This window comes from Polaromonas glacialis, from assembly GCF_000709345.1.
Taxonomy (GTDB): domain Bacteria; phylum Pseudomonadota; class Gammaproteobacteria; order Burkholderiales; family Burkholderiaceae_C; genus Polaromonas; species Polaromonas glacialis.
In genome coordinates this window covers 2,506,992-2,528,643 of sequence record NZ_KL448323.1, presented here as the reverse complement: position 1 = coordinate 2,528,643, position 21,652 = coordinate 2,506,992, and the positions used below count along the sequence as shown (strand labels likewise).

Here is a 21,652-nt window from a genome sequence, read left to right as displayed (position 1 = left end):
ATCATGGCAAAAAAAACGTCCAAACCCTCCTTTGATTTTGCAGCCTTTCAAAGCCGTATCCAGAACCAGTTCACCGGACTGGACCCGAACGATCCGTCGTCCTGGCCGTCTTTCCCGCGCTATCTCCTGTGTGTTGCCCTCACGATCGCGGTGGTGGTGGCGCTGTGGTTTGTGTGGCTGAGTGCAGCGGATGAAGAACTGACGGCTGAAAAGGCCAAGGAAGTTCAGCTCCGGCAGGACTACACCGGCAAGCTGACGCAGGCGGTCAATCTTGAAGCGCTAAGGAAACAGCGTGAACAGGTTCAGCAGTATGTGACGCAGCTTGAAAAGCAGTTGCCCAGCAAGGCTGAAATGGACGCCTTGCTGTCCGACATCAACCAGGCCGGCCTGGGGCGTAGTCTTCAGTTCGAACTGTTCCGGCCGGGTCAAGTCATTGTCAAGGATTACTACGCTGAATTGCCTATCGCGGTCAGGGTCACGGGCCAGTACCACGACATGGGTGCCTTTGCAGCCGACATCGCCAATCTTTCGCGGATTGTGACGCTGAACAACATGGCCATCACTCCAGCAAAAGATGGCAACCTGGTCATGGACGCCATGGCGAAGACCTTCCGCTATCTGGACAGTGAAGAAATCATGCAGCAGAGCAAGAATGCTTTGGCCAAAGGAGCCAAGAAATGAGCCTTGTTCGACAAGCCCTTGCCCTGACGGTGGCATGCAGCCTGCTTTTGCTGGCAGCTTGCGGTTCATCGGATCAGGAGGAACTGCAGCAATGGATGACTGCCCAGCGCGACATGGCGCGTCCCAAGGTCGCGCCCTTGCAGCAACCGACCAAGTTCACGCCGCAAACTTACGGCCAGGAAAGCTCGATCGAGCCTTTCAGCAATCAAAAACTGGTGCAGGCGCTCAAACGCGATTCCAGCCAGTCCAACTCCAATGCAGCGTTGATCACGCCGGAACTCACCCGGCGCAAGGAGCCGCTGGAGGCAACGCCGCTGGACAGCGTAGCCATGGTCGGCACTCTGACAAAAGCCGGGCGGCCCGTAGCGCTGGTGCGGGTTGACAACCTGATCTACCAGGTGCGCGTCGGCAATTATCTGGGCCAGAACTATGGCCGTATTACTTCCGTGACCGAAGCCAGTGTGGTGTTGCGTGAAATCGTGCAGGACGCAGCAGGCGAGTGGACAGAGCGGCCAGCGACTTTACAGCTTCTAGAGGAAAAGAAATGAACAAGCAGACAGCGGAATTGGCAGTGAAGGCGAGAGCGCAAGAAAGTCTGCCGCGTTTGCTGGGGCGCGTCGTGCGCCGCGCATTGCTGGGGGTGATGGTGGTGGTGGGGAGCATGCCCCTGCTGGTCAGGGCAGAAAATTCCATCCAGGCCGTTTCAGGCTCGGTGCAGGGCGGGTCGGAAGTGATCCGCATCGAACTGGCCGAACCACTGGCCAGCGTTCCCACAGGCTTTATCATTCAGTCGCCTGCCCGCATTGCTCTTGACTTTCAGGGCGTCAGCAATTCACTGGGCCGCTCGGCGATAGAAATCAACCTGGGCAACATGCGCTCCGCCAACGTGATCCAGGCCGGCGAGCGTACCCGCGTCGTCCTCAATTTGAAAACGCCGACGGCTTACAAGGCCGAGCTGCAAGGCAAGTCCTTGCTGATCGTTCTGGATTCGCAGGCGGGGGCAGCGCCTTCTGTGGCCGCAGCCCCGGTGTTTGCCGAAAGCCGCAACCGCGACACACTGCCTTTGAGGGACATCGATTTCCGGCGCGGGCCCAACAACTCGGGCCGCATCGTGGTCGCCCTGCCGAACAACGAAGTCGGCGTGGACATTCGCCAGCAGGGCAAGACTGTGGTGGTGGAGTTCCTGAAAACCGCCCTGCCCGAAGGGCTTCGCCGCCGGATCGATGTCACTGATTTCGGAACCCCGGTCCAAACCGTCACCACCTCGCAGGTGGGCGACAAGGTTCGCATGGTGGTGGAACCCACCGGCCAGTGGGAGCAAAGCGCCTACCAGAGCGACAACCAGTTCGTGCTCGAAGTGCGCCCGCAAAAGGTAGACCCCGACAAGCTGACCCAGGGAGCGGGATTCAATGGCGAAAAACTCTCGCTGAATTTCCAGAACATTGAAATCCGTTCGCTGCTGCAGGTGATTGCCGACTTCACCAACTTCAATGTGGTCACCTCGGACACGGTCACCGGCTCGGTGACCTTGCGCCTGAAAGACGTGCCATGGGACCAGGCGCTGGACATCATCCTGCAAGCCAAAAGTTTGGGCATGCGCAAGACAGGCAATGTGCTGCTGATCGCCCCCAAGGACGAACTGGCGGCCAAGGACAAGCAGGAACTGGAGTCCCGCGTGGCGATTCAGGGCCTGGAAGCGGTTCGCACGCAGTCGTTCCAGATCAATTATGCCAAGGCCAGTGAAATTGCCGCGCAGATTTCCGCTGGCGGCGCAGGCTCAAACACGGCCCGGATACTGTCCAGTCGGGGCAGCGTGATTGCCGAGCCGCGAACCAACCAGTTGTTTGTCACCGACATTCCTTCCAAACTTGAACAGGTGCAGAGCTTTATTGGCAAGTTGGACATTGCCGTACGCCAGGTGCTGATTGAAGCGCGCATCGTCGAGGCGTCCGACACGTTCGGCCGGTCCTTGGGCGTGAGGCTGGGCGGCGGGATGATTGGCGCAGCCGGTGCCTTGTCCAATGGCAATACCAATGTCACGCTGGGCACCAACTACGGCGCGACGGCTGCTGACACCAGTGGCAATTTCGTCAGCTTTCCCGCTTCAACGCTCGGCGTTGCGAACAATGCGGCTTCGTTCGCGGTGTCGATTTTCAATGCAGCGGCGAACCGCTTCCTCAATCTGGAACTGTCGGCGCTCGAAGCCGATGGCAAGGGAAAGATCGTTTCCAGCCCGCGCGTGGTCACGGCGGACCAGGTTAAGGCGCTGATCGAGCAGGGCACCGAATTCCCCTACCAGACCGCCACTTCCAGCGGCGCCACGTCGCTGGCATTTCGCAAGGCCAACCTGAAGCTAGAAGTCACGCCGCAAATCACGCCCGAAGGCAACATCATTCTGGACCTGGACGTGAACAAGGACAGCCGCGGTGAAACCACCGCCGCCGGCATTGCGATCGACACCAAACACATCAAGACCCAGGTGCTGGTCGAGAACGGCGGCACGGTGGTGATTGGCGGCATCTTCACGCTCGAAGAAACCAACAATGAAACCAAGGTTCCGCTGTTGGGCGATGTGCCTTACCTGGGCAACCTCTTCAAGAGCCGCGAACGCACGTCCCGGAAACAGGAAATGCTGGTGTTCATCACGCCGAAGATGATTACGGACCGCGCTGGTGCGCGATAACAAGAATTTATTTCTGAAGTAGGGAAGAGTGAAATGAAGTTGTTTAAATATCTATCAGCTGGTGTGCTGGCTGTTGCTTTGGTGGGTTGTGGCGGGGGCGGAGGGAGCGCAGGGATCAGTAGCTCCGGCGGCGGTACTACACCAACAACACCAACAACAACACCAACACCAACACCAACCGTACCAAGTGCGAATGCCGATGTTGCAGCAATTAGGATCAACTCCAGCGTAACCGCTTTGAACGCTGATGGAAGCTCCTTGGTAACGTTCACGGTTTTTGCCCTAACCAGTGGAAATGCCTCAGTGGCAGGCGCGACGATTGACCTTTCGGCTACGAATGGGGTCATATTAAGTAGTCCATCTGTCGTAACCACAGCTACCGGTGCAACGGTCACCATGATTGCGGTCTCATCTGATCAAACAAAGCGTATTTCTACGCTCACAGCTTCGTGTGCAGGATGCACGGCCAGCCCAGCAACAGCTCAGATTAACGTGATTGGCGCAAGCGTCGCCGTGACTAATTCTGGTACATCATCGCTAATTGTTGGCGGTCCCACTACAACACTGAACGCCACGGTCAAAGACGTATTTGGAGTGGCTATGCAGGGGGTAACGGTATCTTTTGCTGCAACTGACCCTGCGATTCTTGGCTTGAGTGCCCCAACTGGCGTGACTAATAGTTCCGGTGTTGCGATAGTGACAGTTTCTGGGTTGACCGTGGGCGGTGCGAGCATCAATGTGTCTGCGCTGGGCAATGCTAAATCCCAGGTATACACCAGTAATTTTCCAGCGACGGTGCTGGCAGTCACTGCTCCGGCAAATAATGCTGTCTTGGTAACGAATATTGCGCAGACCATAACAGTGTCGGCACCTGGAGCGACTACGGTAACTTTCGCGACGACGTTGGGAACATTTGCAAACGGGGCTTTAAGCCAGAGCATTCCTGTGGTCGGCGGAAATGCCTCTGCCGATTTGACGGTCCCGCAAGCAGGCACTGCATCAATCACCATGATTGACAACAATACGCCTTCACCTCGAACTGTGAGCCTCACTTTGGCAGTTTCTCCGCCGGTGTCGGCAGCCAACAAAATTCTCCTGACTGCAAGCCAGACTACTTTGCCGATTGCTACTGCTGGAAACCAGAGTTCGCTCACGATAACGGCGCGCGCAGTGACCTCAAACGGTTCGACGGATCAGTCTGTTGCCAACGTTCCAATCCTGTTTTCAATGACAGGAGGGCCAGGAGCCGGTGAGTCTCTGACGCCTGCACTTGCCTATACCAATAGTGCAGGTAATGCGGTTGCAACGTTCACCGCTGGTACTGCTGTTTCCATTTCAAACGGAATCGTGATTTCCGCCATGATCCAGAATTCCAGCCCCGTCGTGCAGACCGATAAACTGCCTTCGAACAGCTCCGCAAAAATCACTATTGGTGGCCAAGCGTTGTCGGTTGCATTTGGTCCTGCGTCCGTATTAGGGGAAAGTTCTGACAAGACTTTGTATATTCAAGCCTATTCAGTACAGGTCACAGATGCCAATAACAACCCGGTGCCTAACCAGATCGTGACTTTGCGTATGCGACCTGTGGCGTTCAGTCTGGGAGGTGCTTGCACGGTTGCTGCTAATGCAACTTATTGCTCTGAAGACGTGAATGGCAATGGTTCCCTAGATCCAGGCGAAGATGGGAAACGCACACTGACCACTGTTGCCGATGCGGGCTCATGTCCGATCGTGCAGCCGGCTGTTGCCGCGCCACCAGCTACGCTGGACGGCAATCTGACTCCCCAAAATTCAGATGGTGGAGGCGTACCCTCTACTGTGGTTACCGATGCGAGTGGAACTGCTGCTTTCAATTTGACTTACTTAAAAGGTTCGGCCCTTTGGGTTATTAACAAGTTGACCGCAACGGTCAGTTCTAGCGGTACCGAAACCGGAAAATCAACCATTTTCCGCTTGGCTCAAAGCGTTCCGGACTTCGGTCCGCCTTGCGCTCTTCCCCCTTCTCCATATAGCTATTGAGGACTCCACGGGTGATCGCCCTCGTAGGCCTCCCCGGCTCCGGTAAATCCACCGTCGGGCGACAACTCGCCCGGCGGCTGAAGCTCGCTTTCCTCGACTCCGACCACGTCATCGAGGAGCGTCTCGGCTGCTCCATCCGCGATTATTTCGAGCGGGAAGGGGAGGTCAGCTTTCGCGATGTCGAGGAATCCGTCATTGATGAGTTGACCGGCCTGGCGGGCGGGGTGCTTTCGACCGGCGGCGGCGCGGTGCTGCGTCCGGCCAACCGCCAGCGCCTGCATGACCGGAGCCATGTGGTGTACTTGCGTTCTTCACCCGAGGAGCTGTTTCGCCGGCTCCGGCACGATGTCAGCCGCCCTTTGCTGCAGGTTGCCGACCCGCTTGGCCGCCTGCGCGACCTGTATACCCAACGCGACCCGCTGTACCGCGAAACCGCGCATTTCGTCATCGAGACCGGCCGCCCCTCGGTGTCCACACTGGTCAACATGATCGCCATGCAGCTCGAACTGGCGGGCATCGTTCCGGGGTCATGAAGCCGCGCCATTCAGCAGTGTTGACCCTCGACGCCGCGTAATACAGCAGCTCGTCAATCCCTGCCGAAAAGTGCCTCTACACTTCGGTGATGCAAGCAAATCCTTTCTTTTCTCCCGCAACGGCGCAGGTCCACATCAACCTGGCCGAACGCAGCTACCCCATCGTGATCGGGACCGGTTTGCTCGGCAATGCGCAAACCTACCAGCACCTTCCCAAGGCCTCGACGGCGCTCGTGGTGTCCAACACGACCGTGGCGCCCCTGTATGCGGCGCAACTGACCGAAGCCCTGCGCGCGCACTATGCCCGGGTGCTGCTGGTCACGCTGCCCGATGGCGAGGCGCACAAGGACTGGCCGACGCTGCAATTGATTTTCGATGCGCTGCTCGAAAACGGCTGCGACCGCAAGACCGTGCTGTTTGCCCTCGGCGGCGGCGTGGTCGGCGACATGACCGGCTTTGCCGCCGCCAGCTACATGCGCGGCGTGCCCTTCGTGCAGGTGCCGACGACGCTGCTGGCGCAGGTGGACTCGTCGGTGGGCGGCAAGACCGCCATTAACCATCCGCTGGGCAAGAACATGATTGGCGCGTTTTACCAGCCGCAACTGGTGGTGTGCGACCTGGACGCGCTCAAGACATTGCCCGACCGCGAACTGAGCGCCGGCCTGGCCGAAGTCATCAAGTACGGGCCGATTGCCGACATGGCTTTCCTCGGCTGGCTGGAAACGAATCTCGACGCGCTGCTGGCCAAGGACCCGGCCGCGCTGGCGCATGCCATCCAGCGCAGCTGCGAGATCAAGGCCTGGGTGGTCGGCCAGGACGAGCGCGAATCGGGCCTGCGGGCGATCCTGAATTTCGGCCACACCTTTGGCCACGCGATCGAATCCGGTTTGGGCTACGGCAAATGGCTGCACGGCGAGGGTGTCGGTTGCGGCATGGTGATGGCGGCGCATCTGTCGCAGCGACTGGGCCGGGTGGATGCGGCTTTTGTCAGTCGCTTGAGCATGCTGATCGAGCGCGCCGGGCTGCCGGTCAAGGGCCCGGTGCTCTCAAGCGCCGACAACGCAGGCCGCTACCTCGACCTGATGCGCGTGGACAAGAAATCCGAAGCCGGCGAGATTCGTTTCGTGGTGATCGACGGCCCCGGCAAGGCTGCCGTCTGCGCCGCGCCCGATGCGCTGGTGCGCGAGATCATCGACCTGTGCTGCGCCTGACCAGCAGTTTTGCAATCTACTATGAAATTAATAGCTGCTTGCACCCGTGGATACTGCGCAATCGGCATTTTTGATGCATAAATCATGAATCTGGCTGCCTACGCCTGTGATCCGGCCCTGTCGCGCGGCCGCCGCATTCCCGAGCCGGTGGCGCCGACGCGCTCGGACTTCCAGCGCGACCGCGACCGCATCGTGCATTCGACCGCGTTCCGCCGGCTGGTCTACAAAACCCAGGTGTTCCTGAACCACGAAGGCGACCTGTTTCGCACCCGGCTGACGCATTCGCTGGAAGTCGCGCAACTGGGCCGTTCCATCGCCCGCACCCTGCAGCTCAATGAAGACCTGGTCGAGGCGATTGCGCTGGCGCACGACCTGGGCCACACGCCTTTCGGCCATGCCGGGCAGGATGCGCTCAACGCCTGCCTGAAGAACCACAACCCGCACAGCGCCGGCTTCGAGCACAACCTGCAAAGCCTGCGCGTCGTCGATGCGCTGGAAGAGCGTTACCCGGACTACGATGGCCTGAACCTGACCTTCGAGACGCGCGAAGGCATCCTGAAGCACTGCTCGAAACGCAACGCCCGTCACATCGAGGCCAGAGAGCCGGGCGGCGTGGCCCGCCGGTTTGTCGAGCAGCCCGGCCACGAGCCGGCCTGGCGGCAACCCAGCCTGGAGGCGCAACTGGCCAATCTGGCCGATGAAATCGCCTACAACGCCCACGACATGGACGACGGCGTGCGCTCGGGCCTGCTGAGCCTGGAGCAGCTGGAGGACGTGCCGCTGTTCAGCCGCTACCGGCGCGAAACGCTGGCCGTCCACCCCCGGCTGCAGGGCCGGCGCCTGCTGTTTGAAACCATACGGCGCATGCTCAGCGCGCAGGTTTACGACGTGATTGATGCCACCGGGCGGGCGCTCCAGCAGGCTGCGCCAGCCGATGTCCAGGCGGTTCGCCAGCACGCGGGTCTGGTCTGCTTTTCAGATCAAATGGCCTTGCAGTCCACGTCCCTCAAGCGCTTCCTGCTACAAAATCTATACCGCCATCCGCAGGTGACGCAGACCACGCAGGCGGCCCAGCAGGTCGTGCGCGACCTGTTCGAGGCCTACATGGCCGACCCGGCGCAGATGCCGCAGGCGCATATCGACCGTTTTGACAGTAGCGACAGCCCGCAGGCCGCCGGTGCCAAACCCGAGCGCGTGGTGGCCGACTACATCGCCGGCATGACCGACCGCTTTGCCGGCAAGGAGCATGAGCGGCTCAAGGGCCATGCGGTCTTTCCCGCCTGATCCATCGGGTTCGCGGTGAGCAGCCTGGCCCCTTGAGACGGCGCACCCACTGCCCGCTTCCCGTTATGCGATGGCGGCGGTCGTGGTGGCGGCGCTGCATCTCGACAAGCCGCCGCCGGCCCGGGCTGCTCGGGCCGGCGGTCATGCGACTGGCGCAGGAGTTTTTCAAACAGAAGCCTGCCCGGCCTGACCCTGTGTTCGCCTGCTGCCTGGCTCAGGCGCGTTGCAGGCCGGCAGCTGGCAATGGGCCGGCTGGTTACCTTGTCTTGGCTACTGCATTGGCATGCTGCTTGCATGGCAACTTCGGCTTTTCGATGTGCAGCGACTGGAAAGAGAATCTTCCAGGCAACGATTTTCTTGCTGATTCAGGGCTTACCTCTGGATATGAAATAGGTTATGCCTACATTGCATGGTCTTTTTGGTACAAAAAATACTATTTGTGACATGCTTGGGCTTCAAGCGTTTGCAACATAACAGCGAGCAGGTCAGTTTCTGGATTGCTCTTCTAAATTGGGTAAAAGGTAAGCATCATGTTCAATCGCCGTGCGTTGATTCTGGGAAGCGCTTCTTGCGCCGCCCTCGTTGCCAGTCCCGCGCTCAGGGCTCAAGCCGTCAAGGCAGGCCGAAAACTGACGATTGGCCAGTCGGTGCCGCTGACTGGCGCGGCTGACCAGATCGGCCTGGCCTACTTGAATGGCGCCAAAATCTGCTTTGACGCCATCAATGCCGCGAACGGCGTGGGCGGCTACAGCATTGAGGTCAAGGCGCTCGATGACGGCTACGACCCGGCCAAGGCCGCCGCCAATGCCAAAAAGCTGATCAGTGAAGGCGTTGATGCCTTGTTCGGCTTTGCCGGAACGGCCAGTTGCGACGCTGCCTATGCCGTCGCCAAGCCAAACGGCACTGTGTTTTTCGCGCCTTTTGCCGCGTCCGACACCTTGCACGATCCCGCGCTTGCCAATGTGTTTCATGTTCGTCCGGCGCTGGCCGACGAGGCCTACAAAGTCGCGCGGCATTGCGCCACGCTCAACCAGGAACGCATTGCGGTATTTGCCGAAGAAGATGCCATGGGCCGTGCGGGACTGGCAGCCGTGAACAACGCCCTGGTGGACCTGAAGCGGCCACCTCTTGTGACCAGCGCCCTGTCACCCGTCAACAGCACTCAGGTCGATGCGGCCGTGGCCCAGATCATCAAGTCCCAACCCCAGGCCATCATCATGGTCAGCCTGTTCAATTCATCGGCAGCGTTTATCCGGAAAATGCGCCAGGCGGGTTTTGGCGGCCAGTTCCTGACCTTTTCTGTTGTGGGCATCGACCCTTTGTTCAGTGCGCTGGGCAAGGAAATCGGCGGCATTGTCATTTCGCAGGTCGTTCCTTCGCCGCGCAGCGCCACCATACCCCTGGTCAAGGAATATCTGGATGCGCTGAACCAGACCGACCAGTCGCCCAGTTATGAAAGCGTCGAAGGCTATATTGCCGCCCGCAGCTTTGCCGAAGGCGTACAGCGAAGCATTGCCGCCGGAGGCAAGCCGGACCGCGCCGGTTTGCAAAAAGCGTTCAATTCCATGACGGACTTCAACCTGGGCGGTTTCCGCGTCAACCTGCGTGCCAAAAAATACGAATCGGTGCGGGCCATTGACTTGGTCAGCATCACGCCGGAAGGGAAAATCATCCGCTGAGTTGCCGAGCCAAAGCAAGCCGGCCAGATCAAATATCATGGCGCACACTTCCGGCATTGCAATTCATGGCCCGTCTTTCCCGCCTTGCCGTTCCCGGTTACCCGCACCACATCATCCAGCGCGGAAATAACCGACAGGCGATTTTTTCATCGGTCGCCGACTTCCAGATGCTGCTCTCGCTGCTGGATGAAAACGCGCAGAAATTCAGCGTCGCGGTGCATGCCTATGTGCTGATGGACAACCATTTCCACCTGCTGGCCACGCCGGCCACCGCCGAAGGCCTGCCGCAGATGATGCAGGCGGTGGGCCGGCGCTATGTGCGTTATTTCAACGACCGCCAGGGACGGACAGGCACGCTGTGGGAAGGGCGTTACCGCTCGACCGTGATCGACACCGACCGCTACCTGCTGGCGTGCATGGCGTATATCGACCTCAATCCGGTGCGCGCCGGGCTGGTCAGGGAGGCCGCTGCCTATCCGTGGTCCAGCCATGCGCACTATGTTGGCCAGCGGGCCGACCGGCTGGTCACGCCGCACGCACTGTTCTGGACGCTGGGCAACACCCCATTTTCGCGCGAAGCGGCCTATGCGGCGCTGGTTGCCCAGGGCATCGCGCCGGTTCAGCAGGAAGCGCTGACCCGCGCCGCGCTAGGCGGCTGGGCGCTGGGTGATGAAAGCTTTGTCGCGAATCTGCAAAAGCAGACCAGCCGCCGCGTCGTGAAAACCAAGGCCGGACGGCCTGTATCGGTCAATAAACTGGATTAAAAACAGGGTTTTCGCATGACTGTAAATGATTGTTTGCTATTTATTTTGATGTGTCCCTATATTTTTAACCCTGAGCCGTAGCTCGGATTAATTGGAATCTGACCCCGATTAAAAAATTTGGCATCAAGACTGGCATGTACTATGCTCGTCTTTTGAAATTTGAAACACCCGGCGGGCAGGGCTGGCGTCTCGATCCACGCCTCCTGCCTGCCCACTGACAAGGAATTGCCATGACCACGGCTGCTGAAATCAAGCATTTTGAACAACACGGTTTGTACGCAGGCGCCAACGAGCACGATGCCTGCGGTGTCGGTTTCGTGGCGCATATCAAGGGCCACAAGAGCCATGCGATCGTTGCCCAAGCGCTCAAGATCCTTGAAAACCTCGATCACCGGGGCGCCGTGGGGGCCGACAAGCTGATGGGCGACGGCGCCGGCATCCTGATCCAGCTGCCTGATGCCCTGTACCGCGAAGAAATGGCCGCGCAAGGCATTGCCTTGCCGCCACCGGGCGAATACGGCGTGGGCATGGTGTTCCTGCCCAAGGAACATGCCTCGCGGCTGGCCTGCGAGCAGGCGCTGGAGCGCGCCGTCAAGGCCGAAGGCCAGGTGCTGCTCGGCTGGCGCGACGTGCCGGTCAACCGCGACATGCCGATGTCGCCGACCGTGCGCGCCAAGGAACCCATCCTGCGCCAGATCTTCATCGGCCGGGGCAATGACGTGATCGTCCAGGACGCGCTGGAGCGCAAGCTCTACGTGATCCGCAAGACCGCCAGCGCCGCCATCCAGCGCCTGCACCTGACGCACAGCAAGGAATACTACGTTCCCAGCATGTCCAGCCGCACCGTGGTCTACAAGGGCCTGCTGCTGGCCGACCAGGTCGGCACCTATTTTCTGGACCTGCTTGATGCGCGCTGCGTCTCCGCGCTCGGCCTTGTGCATCAGCGCTTCTCGACCAACACCTTCCCCGAGTGGCCGCTGGCGCACCCCTACCGCTATGTCGCGCACAACGGCGAGATCAACACCGTAAAGGGCAACTACAACTGGATGAAGGCGCGTGAAGGCGTGATGTCGTCGCCAGTGCTCGGCGCCGACCTGCAAAAGCTCTACCCGATCAGCTTTCCCGGCCAGTCCGATACCGCCACCTTCGACAACTGCCTGGAACTGCTGACCATGGCCGGCTATCCGATCAGCCAGGCCGTGATGATGATGATTCCCGAGCCCTGGGAGCAGCACACCACCATGGACGAACGCCGCAAGGCCTTCTACGAATACCACGCCGCGATGCTCGAACCGTGGGACGGCCCGGCGTCCATCGTCTTCACCGACGGCCGCCAGATCGGCGCGACGCTGGACCGCAACGGCCTGCGCCCGTCGCGCTACTGCGTGACCGACGACGACCTTGTCATCATGGCGTCCGAATCGGGCGTGCTGCCGATTCCCGAGCACAAGATCATTCGCAAATGGCGTTTGCAGCCCGGCAAGATGTTCCTGATCGACCTCGAACAGGGCCGCATGGTCGATGACGAGGAAATCAAGGCCACGCTGTCGCACAGCAAGCCCTACAAGCAGTGGATCGAGAACCTGCGCATCCGGCTCGACGATGTGGCCGGCAAGACGAAAGAAAGCGCCCCGGCGGTTCCCGTGGCGCCCGAATTGTCACTGCTCGACCGCCAGCAGGCCTTCGGCTACACCCAGGAGGACATCAAGTTCCTGCTCTCGCCGATGGCCGCCAACGGCGAGGAAGCCACCGGCTCGATGGGCAACGACAGCCCGCTGGCCGTGCTGTCGAACAAGAACAAGCCGCTCTACAACTACTTCAAGCAGCTGTTCGCGCAGGTGACGAACCCGCCCATCGACCCGATCCGCGAAGCCATCGTGATGTCGCTGGTGTCCTTCATCGGCCCCAAGCCCAACCTGCTGGACATCAACCAGGTGAATCCGCCGATGCGGCTGGAAGTCAGCCAGCCGGTGCTGAACAACGCCGACATGCAAAAGCTGCGCGACATCGAGGCGCACACCCAGGGCAAGTTCAAGAGCTACACGCTGGACATCACCTATCCGCTGGCCTGGGGCAGCGAAGGCGTCGAGGCCAAGCTGGCGTCGCTGTGCGCCGAAGCGGTCGATGCGATCAAGACCGGCAAGAACATCCTGATCGTCAGCGACCGCGCCCTGAGCGCCACGCAGGTCGCGATTCCGGCGCTGCTGGCGCTGTCGGCGATTCACCAGCACCTGGTCAAGGAAGGCCTGCGCACCACTGCCGGGCTGGTGGTCGAGACCGGTTCGGCCAAGGAAGTGCATCACTTCGCCGTGCTGGCCGGCTACGGCGCCGAGGCGGTCCACCCCTACCTGGCGCTGGAAACCCTGGCCGAACTGTCCAGGGGCCTGCCGGGCGACCTGAGCACCGAAAAAGCGGTGTACAACTACACCAAGGCCATTGGCAAGGGCCTGTCCAAGATCATGTCCAAGATGGGCGTGTCGACCTACATGAGCTACTGTGGCGCGCAGCTGTTCGAAGCCATCGGCCTGAACCGCTCCTCCGTTGACAAGTTCTTCACCGGAACGGCCAGCCAGGTCGAGGGCATGGGCGTTTTCGGCATTGCCGAGGAAGCGCTGCGCATGCACAAGGCCGCCTTCAGCGACGACCCGGTACTCAGCAACATGCTCGACGCCGGCGGCGAATACGCCTGGCGCGTTCGCGGCGAGGACCACATGTGGACGCCTGACACGATTGCCAAGCTGCAGCATTCGACGCGCGCCAACAACTGGAACACCTACAAGGAGTTCGCCCAGCTCGTCAACGACCAGAACCGCCGCCACATGACGTTGCGCGGCCTGTTCGAGTTCAGGATCGACCCGAGCAAGGCCATTCCGATCGACGAGGTCGAGCCGGCCAAGGAAATCGTCAAGCGCTTTGCCACCGGCGCGATGTCGCTCGGCTCGATCAGCACCGAGGCGCATGCGACGCTGGCCGTCGCCATGAACCGCATCGGCGGCAAGAGCAACACGGGCGAGGGCGGCGAAGACCCCAACCGCTATCGCCAGGAACTCAAGGGCATCCCGATCAAGCGCGGCGACACGCTGAAAAGCGTGATCGGCGAGAAGGTCGTTGAAGTCGATCTGCCGCTGCAGGACGGCGACTCGCTGCGTTCGCGCATCAAGCAGGTGGCGTCGGGCCGCTTTGGCGTCACCGCCGAATACCTGGTGTCGGCCGACCAGATCCAGATCAAGATGGCGCAGGGCGCCAAGCCCGGCGAGGGCGGCCAGCTGCCCGGCGGCAAGGTCAGCGAATACATCGGCCAGCTGCGCTTCTCGGTGCCCGGCGTGGGCCTGATCTCGCCGCCGCCGCATCACGACATCTATTCGATCGAGGACCTGGCGCAGCTGATCCACGATTTGAAGAACGTCAACCCGCGCGCCAGCATCAGCGTCAAGCTGGTCAGCGAGACCGGCGTCGGCACGATTGCCGCCGGCGTGGCCAAGGCCAAGGCTGACCACGTGGTGATTGCCGGCCATGACGGCGGAACGGGCGCTTCGCCCTGGTCGTCGATCAAGCATGCCGGCTCGCCGTGGGAAATCGGCCTGGCCGAAACCCAGCAGACGCTGGTGCTCAACCGCCTGCGCGGCCGCATCCGCGTGCAGGCCGACGGCCAGATGAAGACCGGCCGCGACGTGGTGATTGGCGCGCTGCTCGGCGCCGACGAGTTCGGTTTCGCCACCGCGCCGCTGGTCGTCGAGGGCTGCATCATGATGCGCAAATGCCACCTCAACACCTGCCCGGTCGGCGTCGCCACGCAGGACCCGGTGCTGCGCCAGAAGTTCAGCGGCAAGCCCGAGCATGTGGTCAACTATTTCTTCTTTGTCGCAGAGGAAGCGCGCCAGTTGATGGCGCAGCTCGGCGTGAGCAAGTTCGACGACCTGATCGGCCGCCCTGAACTGCTTGACATGCAAAAAGGCATCGAGCACTGGAAGGCTAGAGGCCTGGACTTTAGCCGGCTGTTCTACCAGCCGCAGGTGCCGGCCGATGTGCCGCGCCTGCATGTGATGAACCAGGACCACGGCCTGGAGCGCGCGCTCGATGTGCGCCTGATCGAGAAATCGAAAGCCGCGCTGGAAAAGGGCGAGAAGGTCCAGTTCATCGAGGTGACGCGCAACGTCAACCGCACCGTCGGCGCCATGCTGTCGGGCGAGCTGACGCGCCTGCGCCCCGAAGGCCTGCCGGACGACACGCTGCGCATCCAGCTTGAAGGAACCGGCGGCCAGTCGTTCGGCGCTTTCCTGGCCAAGGGCATCACCATGTATCTGATTGGCGACGCCAACGACTACACCGGCAAGGGCCTGTCGGGCGGTCGCATCGTGGTGCGCCCGAGCATCGACTTCCGGGGCGACGCGGTGAAGAACACCATCGTCGGCAACACCGTGCTGTACGGCGCGACCACCGGCGAGGCTTTCTTCAGTGGCGTGGCCGGCGAACGCTTCGCGGTGCGCCTGTCGGGTGCGACGGCGGTCGTTGAGGGCACGGGCGACCATGGCTGCGAATACATGACCGGCGGCACGGTCGCGGTGCTGGGCAAGACCGGCCGCAACTTCGCCGCCGGCATGAGCGGCGGCGTGGCCTATGTGTACGACGAGGACGGGCTGTTTGCGACGCGCTGCAACACGTCGATGGTGTCGATGGACAAGGTCGTCCTGACTGCCGAACAGCACACCCATGACCATTCCGACTGGCATGGCGGCGAAAGCGACGAAGAGCAGCTCAAGCGCCTGCTGCAGGACCACAACCGCTGGACCGGCAGCAAGCGCGCCCGGGAACTGCTCGACACCTGGAACGTGTCGCGCCTGAAATTCGTGAAGGTCTTCCCGAACGAGTACAAGCGCGCCCTGATCGAGCGCAAGGAACGCCGGCTCGAAGCCGCGACCGAAACTACCAGCGCGCAAGTCGCGACGAACTGGGAAGCAGTAGCCGCCAAGTAAGCCGGGCCGGGCCGGCACAACGGCCCGGTCATCATTTTGCTATTGTATTTGTAGCTGCTTGCGCCCGCTGGATATGCGCAAACGGCTAAAAAAGCTTAAAGAATTGCACAGGAATCGATCATGGGAAAAATCACCGGCTTCATGGAATACGAGCGCATCGAAGAGGGCTACAAGCCTGTTCCCGAGCGCCTGAAGAACTACAAGGAATTTGTCATCGGCCTGGACGACCAGCAGGCCAACGTGCAGGCAGCGCGCTGCATGGACTGCGGCACGCCGTTTTGCAACAGCGGCTGCCCGGTCAACAACATCATTCCCGACTTCAATGACATGGTGTTCAGGAACGACTGGAAAAACGCGATTGACACGCTGCACAGCACCAACAATTTTCCCGAGTTCACCGGCCGCATCTGCCCTGCGCCGTGCGAGGCCGCCTGCACGCTGAACGTCAACGACGACGCGGTCGGCATCAAGTCCATCGAGCACGCCATCATCGACCGCGCCTGGTCCGAGGGCTGGGTCAAGCCCCGTCCCGCCCAGCACAAGACCGGCAAGAAGGTCGCCGTGGTCGGTTCCGGCCCGGCCGGCATGGCCGCTGCCCAGCAGCTCGCCCGCGTCGGCCACGACGTGACGCTGTTCGAGAAGAACGACCGTGTCGGCGGCCTGCTGCGCTACGGCATTCCCGACTTCAAGATGGAGAAAATCCACATCGACCGCCGTGTCGAGCAGATGCAGGCCGAAGGCGTGACCTTTCGCACCGGCGTCATGGTCGGCAGCCTGCCCAAGGGCTCGAAGGTCATCAACTGGGCCAAGGAAACCATCACGCCCGAGCAGCTGCAAAAAGACTTCGACGCCGTGGTCCTGACCGGCGGCGCCGAGCAGTCGCGCGATTTGCCGGTGCCCGGCCGCGAACTCGATGGCGTGCATTTCGCCATGGAGTTCCTGCCGCTGCAAAACAAGGTCAATGCCGGCGACAAGGTCAAGGGCCAGCTGCGCGCCGAAGGCAAGCACGTCATCGTGATCGGCGGCGGCGACACCGGCTCCGACTGCGTCGGCACCAGCAACCGCCACGGCGCGGCCAGCGTGACCCAGTTCGAGCTGATGCCCGAGCCACCCGTTGAGGAAAACCGGCCCATGACCTGGCCTTACTGGCCGATCAAGCTGCGCACCAGTTCCAGCCACGAAGAGGGCTGCGAGCGCGAGTTCGCCATCTCGACCAAGGAGCTGATCGGCGAAAAAGGCAAGGTCACCGGTCTGAAGACCGTCCGCGTCGAATGGAAGGACGGCAAGATGGTCGAGGTTCCCGGCTCCGAGCAGCTCCTCAAGGCCGACCTGGTGCTGCTGGCCATGGGCTTTGTCTCGCCGGTGGCTTCGGTGCTGGATGCTTTCGGTATCGAGAAGGACAACCGGGGCAATGCCCGGGCCGGCAACGACTTCATCGGCGGCTATGCGACCAACGTTCCCAAGGTGTTTGCGGCGGGTGACATCCGGCGCGGCCAGAGCCTGGTGGTGTGGGCGATTCGCGAAGGCCGACAGGCCGCGCGCTCGGTTGACGAGTTCCTGATGGGCTACAGCGACTTGCCACGCTAATCAGCGTATTCCCTTATGATCCAGAAGCCGGAATCCCCGGCTTTTGTCTTTTCTATGCCTCCACCTTCCAACGCTTCCCTTGTCGAACTGCGCCACCTGACCTTTGGGTACGGCGAACGCGTCATTCTGGACAATATTTCGCTGTCGGTTCCCCGGGGCAAGGTCACGGCGCTGCTGGGCGCCTCGGGCGGCGGCAAGACGACCATCCTGCGCCTGATCGGCGGCCAGAACCGGGCGCAGTCGGGCCAGCTGCTGTTCGACGGCCAGGACGTCACGCCAATGGACCAGGAACAGATCTACGCGGCCCGTCGGCGCATGGGCATGCTGTTCCAGTTCGGCGCGCTGTTCGCCGACCTGAGCGTGTTTGAAAACGTTGCCTTTCCGCTGCGCGAGCACACCGGCCTGCCCGAAGCGCTGATCCGCGACATCGTGCTGATGAAGCTCAATGCCGTCGGCCTGCGCGGCGCGCGCGACCTGATGCCGAGCGAGGTGTCGGGCGGCATGGCCCGGCGCATTGCGCTGGCCCGTGCCATCGCGCTCGACCCGGAACTGGTGATGTACGACGAGCCGTTTTCCGGACTCGATCCGATTTCTCTGGGAACGGCGGCCAACCTGATTCGCCACCTCAACGACAGCCTCGGGCTGACCAGCCTGTTTGTCTCGCATGAGCTGGAGCAGACGTTTGCGATTGCCGACCATGTGATCATCCTGGCCAACGGCAAGGTCGCCGCCGAGGGCACGCCCGACGCGGTGCGCCAGAGCACCGACCCGCTGGTCTACCAGTATGTGCATGCGCTGCCGGACGGCCCGGTGCGCTTTGACTATCCCGGCGTCACCGTCGAGCAGGACTTCGGTCCCGAAGTGACGCCTGCATCGAAGAAATCCGGAGCCTCCTCATGAGCTGGTACAAGCCTGCCGACGTCGGATTTGCCACCCGCAGCTGGCTGGCCAACCTGGGCTATGGCGCCCGGCTGTTCCTGCGGCTGCTGGCTACTTTCGGCTCCAGCCTCAGGCGCTTTGGCCTGGTGCGCGACCAGATCCATTTCCTGGGCAATTACTCGCTGGTCATCATTGCCATTTCCGGCCTGTTCGTCGGTTTTGTGTTCGGCCTGCAGGGCTACTACACGCTGCTGCGCTTTGGCTCGACCGAGGCGCTGGGCCAACTGGTCACGTTCACGCTGGTGCGCGAACTCGGTCCAGTGGTGACGGCGCTGCTGTTCGCCGGCCGGGCCGGCACTTCGCTGACCGCCGAGATCGGCCTGATGAAAGCCGGCGAACAGATCAGCGTGATGGAAATGATGGCCGTCGATCCGATCCAGCGCATCCTGGCGCCGCGCTTCTGGGGCGGCGTGATTGCCATGCCGCTGCTGGCCGCCGTGTTCAGCGCCATGGGCGTGATTGGCGGCTGGGTGGTCGGCGTGCTGATGATCGGTATCGATGCCGGTTCGTTCTGGAGCCAGATCCAGGGCAGCGTCGATGTCTGGCGTGATGTCGGCAACGGCATCATCAAGAGCATTGTGTTCGGCTTCACCGTGACCTTCATCGCGCTGCTTCAGGGCTACCAGTCGCAACCGACGCCCGAAGGCGTGGCCAGCGCCACGACGCGAACGGTGGTGGTGGCCTCCCTGGCGGTGCTGGGGCTGGATTTCATCCTGACCGCGATGATGTTCACGAAGTGATCGCTTGAAAAAATTCGTGGGACAGGCCCTTGCCGTGCGATGGCCGGGCGGGCACTGTCCTCAACCGTTTGGAAGGAAGTTTTGATGCAACGCTCGAAGATTGATGTGTGGGTAGGACTGTTTGTGCTGGTGGGCGCCGTGGCCATTTTGTTTCTGGCATTGCAGGCAGCCAATCTGCTGAACCTGAATTTCCAGCCCACCTACCGGATCACGGCTGAATTCGACAACGTGGGCGGGCTCAAGCCCAAGGCGTCGGTGCGCAGCGGCGGCGTGGTGGTGGGCCGGATCGAGGACATCAGCTTCAATGACCAGACATTCCAGGCGCGCGTCACGCTCGAAATGCAAAGCCGTTATTCTTTTCCCAAGGACAGTTCGCTGAAAATCCTCACCAGCGGCCTGCTCGGCGAGCAGTACATTGGCATCCAGGCGGGCGGCGATGAAAAAAACCTCGCTGCTGGCGACGTCATCCGACAAACGCAGTCGGCCGTGGTGCTGGAAAATCTCATCGGCCAGTTCCTGTTCAGCAAGACCGCCGACGAATCTTCAGGAACGGCTCCTCCCCTGCCAGCAACCGGAACGACGGACAAAAAATGAAGCATGCTATTCCTCTGAAAAAAGTCCCGGGCTGGGCCGCCGCCGCCCTGGCTATCGCCCTGCTGCAGGGCTGTGCCACCGGTCCCCAGGCGAATCCTGCCGATCCGCTGGAGCCGTTCAACCGGGGCGTCTACAGCTTCAACGAAGGGCTGGACCGCGCGGTGCTCAAGCCCGTCGCCACCGCCTACCAGAACATCACGCCGTCGCCGGTGCGTACCGGCGTCACGAATTTCTTTGAAAACATCTCGGATGTCTGGTCCCTGGTGAACAACGTGCTGCAGGGCAAGCCTACGGAAGCGGCCGATTCGCTGTTTCGCGTCACGACCAACACGCTGTGGGGCGTGGGCGGCATTTTTGATGTCGCCACCGAGCTGAAAATCCCCAAGCACAAGGAAGATTTCGGCCAGACCCTGGGCACCTGGGGGCTGGCGTCCGGCCCGTATGTCGTGCTTCCGCTGTTTGGTCCCTCCAGCGTGCGCGACACGGCGGGCCTGGCGGTGGACATGCAGGGTGATCTGGTGTCGCAGTCCAACAACGTTCCGGCGCGCAATTCCCTGAAAACCCTGGACCTGGTCGATACCCGGGCCAACCTGCTGCGTGCCGGCGACCTGCTGGACCAGGCCGCGCTCGACAAATACGCCTTCACCCGCGATGCCTATTTGCAGCGCCGCAAGAGCCTGATCGGCGGCAACGAGCGCACCGAACCCGAGGAACGCTTCGACCTGCCTGAAGCGCCGCCCTCGGGTGCGCCTGCGGCCCCGCAGCCAAATCCGCAGTAAAGCCCTGGTAACAAGCTTTACCCAGGCGTTTTAAAACTTCATCGGCTGCGCCCGAACCTGCCTGCAAAATAACCAGTCACACGCGGCTTGCCGCCACGGCGCCAATCGATTAGTCCACGGTGCTGCCGGCAGCCATCTGTTTTGACTTTGAAAGAAAAACCATGAACCGTAGAACTCTCGGACGTTTATTGACCGCCACGCTCAGCCTGGCCCTGCTCGCTTCGGCCCCCCTGGTGCGCGCGGCCGACGAGGCCCCGGATGCGCTGATCAAGCGCGTTTCCAGCGAAGTGCTCGACGCCATCAAGGCCGACAAGGCCATCCAGGCGGGCGAAATGAACCGCGTCCTGGCGCTGGTGGATACCAAGGTCATGCCCAACGTCAATTTCACCCGCATGACGGCTTCGGCGGTCGGCCGCAACTGGCGCCAGGCCACGCCGGAGCAAAAAACCCGGCTGCAGGCAGAATTCAAGACCCTCTTGATCCGCACCTATTCCGGCGCGCTGTCGCAGGTCAACGACCAGAAGCTCAATGTCAAACCGCTGCGCGCGGCCACTGGCGACACCGAGGTGACGGTGCGCACTGAAGTGCTGGGGCGCGGCGACCCGGTCCAGCTCGACTACCGCATGGAAAAAACCCCGACCGGCTGGAAAATCTATGACCTCAACGTGCTGGGCGTGTGGCTGGTGGAAACCTACCGCACCCAGTTTGCCCAGGAAGTCAGCGCCAAGGGCATTGACGGCCTGATCGCGTCGATGTCGCAGCGCAACCAGACCAACGCAGGCGGCGCCAAGTCCTGAACAAGCCGATTGCCATGCTGAAACTTCCCGCTGTACTGACCCACGCCGTTGCCAGCGGCTTTTATGACACCGTGGCCAGGGAAGTGCTTTCGATGCCCGGGGAAGTGGTCGTGGACGCCAGCGCGCTGAGCCAGTTCGACTCGTCGGCGCTGGCCATCGTGCTCGAATGCCGCCGGCAGGCACTGGCGGCGGGCAAGCGTTTTTCGGTGCAGGGCGCGTCCGACCAGCTGCTGCAACTGGCCGATGTCTATGGCGTTGCCGCCTTGATTCCCGCTTCGCCGCCACAAGCCGCAGCCGTGGCCGCCTGAGGGCTTGCTTCGCCTGCCGGACGAGGGCTGGCAGGGCCTTGGCCGGCGGCTCCGGATAAGAAAGCCATCAGCCCCTAAAAT

At 61.5% G+C, this 21,652-nt stretch carries 18 protein-coding genes; all 18 read left to right on the top strand.

The window, feature by feature from the left end:
* The first annotated feature begins 3 nt into the window (after nt 1-3).
* The gene (locus EC86_RS0112475) at nt 4-681 is read left to right on the top strand and encodes a type IV pilus inner membrane component PilO (RefSeq protein ID WP_029525966.1); all 678 of its coding nucleotides are present in this window, start codon (nt 4-6) and stop codon (nt 679-681) included.
* Complete coding sequence (locus EC86_RS0112470; protein ID WP_029525965.1) at nt 678-1,229, top strand: pilus assembly protein PilP; 552 nt, start codon at nt 678-680, stop codon at nt 1,227-1,229. The genes EC86_RS0112475 and EC86_RS0112470 overlap by 4 nt, the downstream gene beginning before the upstream one ends.
* Nucleotides 1,226-3,364, top strand: a complete 2,139-nt coding sequence (gene pilQ, locus EC86_RS0112465) for a type IV pilus secretin PilQ (protein ID WP_029525964.1) — start codon at nt 1,226-1,228, stop codon at nt 3,362-3,364. Before EC86_RS0112470 ends, pilQ begins: the two co-directional genes overlap by 4 nt.
* A gap of 33 nt (nt 3,365-3,397) precedes the next feature.
* The gene (locus tag EC86_RS28820; protein ID WP_156955308.1) at nt 3,398-5,383 is read left to right on the top strand and encodes an Ig-like domain-containing protein; all 1,986 of its coding nucleotides are present in this window, start codon (nt 3,398-3,400) and stop codon (nt 5,381-5,383) included.
* A gap of 11 nt (nt 5,384-5,394) precedes the next feature.
* Complete coding sequence (locus EC86_RS0112460; RefSeq protein WP_029525962.1) at nt 5,395-5,916, top strand: shikimate kinase; 522 nt, start codon at nt 5,395-5,397, stop codon at nt 5,914-5,916.
* An 89-nt stretch (nt 5,917-6,005) separates the two neighbouring features.
* Entirely contained in the window at nt 6,006-7,127 is a 1,122-nt protein-coding gene (gene aroB / locus EC86_RS0112455) for a 3-dehydroquinate synthase (RefSeq protein ID WP_029525961.1), read from the top strand.
* 84 nt (nt 7,128-7,211) lie between these two features.
* Entirely contained in the window at nt 7,212-8,411 is a 1,200-nt protein-coding gene (locus tag EC86_RS0112450) for a deoxyguanosinetriphosphate triphosphohydrolase (protein WP_029525960.1), read from the top strand.
* Nucleotides 8,412-8,554: 143 nt separating this feature from the next.
* Entirely contained in the window at nt 8,555-8,854 is a 300-nt protein-coding gene (locus tag EC86_RS28815) for a hypothetical protein (protein ID WP_156955307.1), read from the top strand.
* Between the two features lie 87 nt (nt 8,855-8,941).
* The gene (locus EC86_RS0112445; RefSeq protein ID WP_029525959.1) at nt 8,942-10,090 is read left to right on the top strand and encodes an ABC transporter substrate-binding protein; all 1,149 of its coding nucleotides are present in this window, start codon (nt 8,942-8,944) and stop codon (nt 10,088-10,090) included.
* Nucleotides 10,091-10,155: 65 nt separating this feature from the next.
* A complete protein-coding gene (locus tag EC86_RS0112440) occupies nt 10,156-10,854 on the top strand; it encodes an REP-associated tyrosine transposase (protein WP_029525958.1) in 699 nt (232 codons plus the stop codon).
* A gap of 230 nt (nt 10,855-11,084) precedes the next feature.
* Nucleotides 11,085-15,827 (top strand): glutamate synthase-related protein, encoded by a 4,743-nt coding sequence (locus EC86_RS0112435; RefSeq protein WP_029525957.1) that lies wholly within the window; start codon nt 11,085-11,087, stop codon nt 15,825-15,827.
* A 120-nt stretch (nt 15,828-15,947) separates the two neighbouring features.
* The gene (locus EC86_RS0112430) at nt 15,948-17,414 is read left to right on the top strand and encodes a glutamate synthase subunit beta (RefSeq protein ID WP_029525955.1); all 1,467 of its coding nucleotides are present in this window, start codon (nt 15,948-15,950) and stop codon (nt 17,412-17,414) included.
* Nucleotides 17,415-17,468: 54 nt separating this feature from the next.
* Nucleotides 17,469-18,314 (top strand): ABC transporter ATP-binding protein, encoded by an 846-nt coding sequence (locus EC86_RS0112425; protein ID WP_029525954.1) that lies wholly within the window; start codon nt 17,469-17,471, stop codon nt 18,312-18,314.
* Nucleotides 18,311-19,093: a lipid asymmetry maintenance ABC transporter permease subunit MlaE gene (gene mlaE, locus EC86_RS0112420; RefSeq protein WP_029525953.1), complete on the top strand. Its 783-nt coding sequence runs from the start codon at nt 18,311-18,313 to the stop codon at nt 19,091-19,093. Before EC86_RS0112425 ends, mlaE begins: the two co-directional genes overlap by 4 nt.
* A gap of 84 nt (nt 19,094-19,177) precedes the next feature.
* Entirely contained in the window at nt 19,178-19,687 is a 510-nt protein-coding gene (mlaD, locus tag EC86_RS0112415; RefSeq protein WP_029525952.1) for an outer membrane lipid asymmetry maintenance protein MlaD, read from the top strand.
* Nucleotides 19,684-20,466: an MlaA family lipoprotein gene (locus EC86_RS0112410; RefSeq protein ID WP_029525951.1), complete on the top strand. Its 783-nt coding sequence runs from the start codon at nt 19,684-19,686 to the stop codon at nt 20,464-20,466. Before mlaD ends, EC86_RS0112410 begins: the two co-directional genes overlap by 4 nt.
* A gap of 161 nt (nt 20,467-20,627) precedes the next feature.
* The gene (locus EC86_RS0112405; RefSeq protein WP_029525949.1) at nt 20,628-21,263 is read left to right on the top strand and encodes an MlaC/ttg2D family ABC transporter substrate-binding protein; all 636 of its coding nucleotides are present in this window, start codon (nt 20,628-20,630) and stop codon (nt 21,261-21,263) included.
* Between the two features lie 14 nt (nt 21,264-21,277).
* A complete protein-coding gene (locus EC86_RS0112400) occupies nt 21,278-21,571 on the top strand; it encodes an STAS domain-containing protein (RefSeq protein WP_029525947.1) in 294 nt (97 codons plus the stop codon).
* Nucleotides 21,572-21,652: the final 81 nt, after the last annotated feature.

What these genes read in the sequence shown, in the direction of transcription:
- EC86_RS0112475 (WP_029525966.1), top strand. Translation starts at nt 4, where the DNA reads ATGGCAAAAAAAACGTCCAAACCCTCCTTTGATTTTGCAGCCTTTCAA.
- EC86_RS0112470 (WP_029525965.1), top strand. Translation starts at nt 678, where the DNA reads ATGAGCCTTGTTCGACAAGCCCTTGCCCTGACGGTGGCATGCAGCCTG.
- pilQ (WP_029525964.1), top strand. Translation starts at nt 1,226, where the DNA reads ATGAACAAGCAGACAGCGGAATTGGCAGTGAAGGCGAGAGCGCAAGAA.
- EC86_RS28820 (WP_156955308.1), top strand. Translation starts at nt 3,398, where the DNA reads ATGAAGTTGTTTAAATATCTATCAGCTGGTGTGCTGGCTGTTGCTTTG.
- aroB (WP_029525961.1), top strand. Translation starts at nt 6,006, where the DNA reads ATGCAAGCAAATCCTTTCTTTTCTCCCGCAACGGCGCAGGTCCACATC.
- EC86_RS0112450 (WP_029525960.1), top strand. Translation starts at nt 7,212, where the DNA reads ATGAATCTGGCTGCCTACGCCTGTGATCCGGCCCTGTCGCGCGGCCGC.
- EC86_RS28815 (WP_156955307.1), top strand. Translation starts at nt 8,555, where the DNA reads ATGCGACTGGCGCAGGAGTTTTTCAAACAGAAGCCTGCCCGGCCTGAC.
- EC86_RS0112445 (WP_029525959.1), top strand. Translation starts at nt 8,942, where the DNA reads ATGTTCAATCGCCGTGCGTTGATTCTGGGAAGCGCTTCTTGCGCCGCC.
- EC86_RS0112440 (WP_029525958.1), top strand. Translation starts at nt 10,156, where the DNA reads ATGGCCCGTCTTTCCCGCCTTGCCGTTCCCGGTTACCCGCACCACATC.
- EC86_RS0112435 (WP_029525957.1), top strand. Translation starts at nt 11,085, where the DNA reads ATGACCACGGCTGCTGAAATCAAGCATTTTGAACAACACGGTTTGTAC.
- EC86_RS0112430 (WP_029525955.1), top strand. Translation starts at nt 15,948, where the DNA reads ATGGGAAAAATCACCGGCTTCATGGAATACGAGCGCATCGAAGAGGGC.
- EC86_RS0112425 (WP_029525954.1), top strand. Translation starts at nt 17,469, where the DNA reads ATGCCTCCACCTTCCAACGCTTCCCTTGTCGAACTGCGCCACCTGACC.
- mlaE (WP_029525953.1), top strand. Translation starts at nt 18,311, where the DNA reads ATGAGCTGGTACAAGCCTGCCGACGTCGGATTTGCCACCCGCAGCTGG.
- mlaD (WP_029525952.1), top strand. Translation starts at nt 19,178, where the DNA reads ATGCAACGCTCGAAGATTGATGTGTGGGTAGGACTGTTTGTGCTGGTG.
- EC86_RS0112410 (WP_029525951.1), top strand. Translation starts at nt 19,684, where the DNA reads ATGAAGCATGCTATTCCTCTGAAAAAAGTCCCGGGCTGGGCCGCCGCC.
- EC86_RS0112405 (WP_029525949.1), top strand. Translation starts at nt 20,628, where the DNA reads ATGAACCGTAGAACTCTCGGACGTTTATTGACCGCCACGCTCAGCCTG.
- EC86_RS0112400 (WP_029525947.1), top strand. Translation starts at nt 21,278, where the DNA reads ATGCTGAAACTTCCCGCTGTACTGACCCACGCCGTTGCCAGCGGCTTT.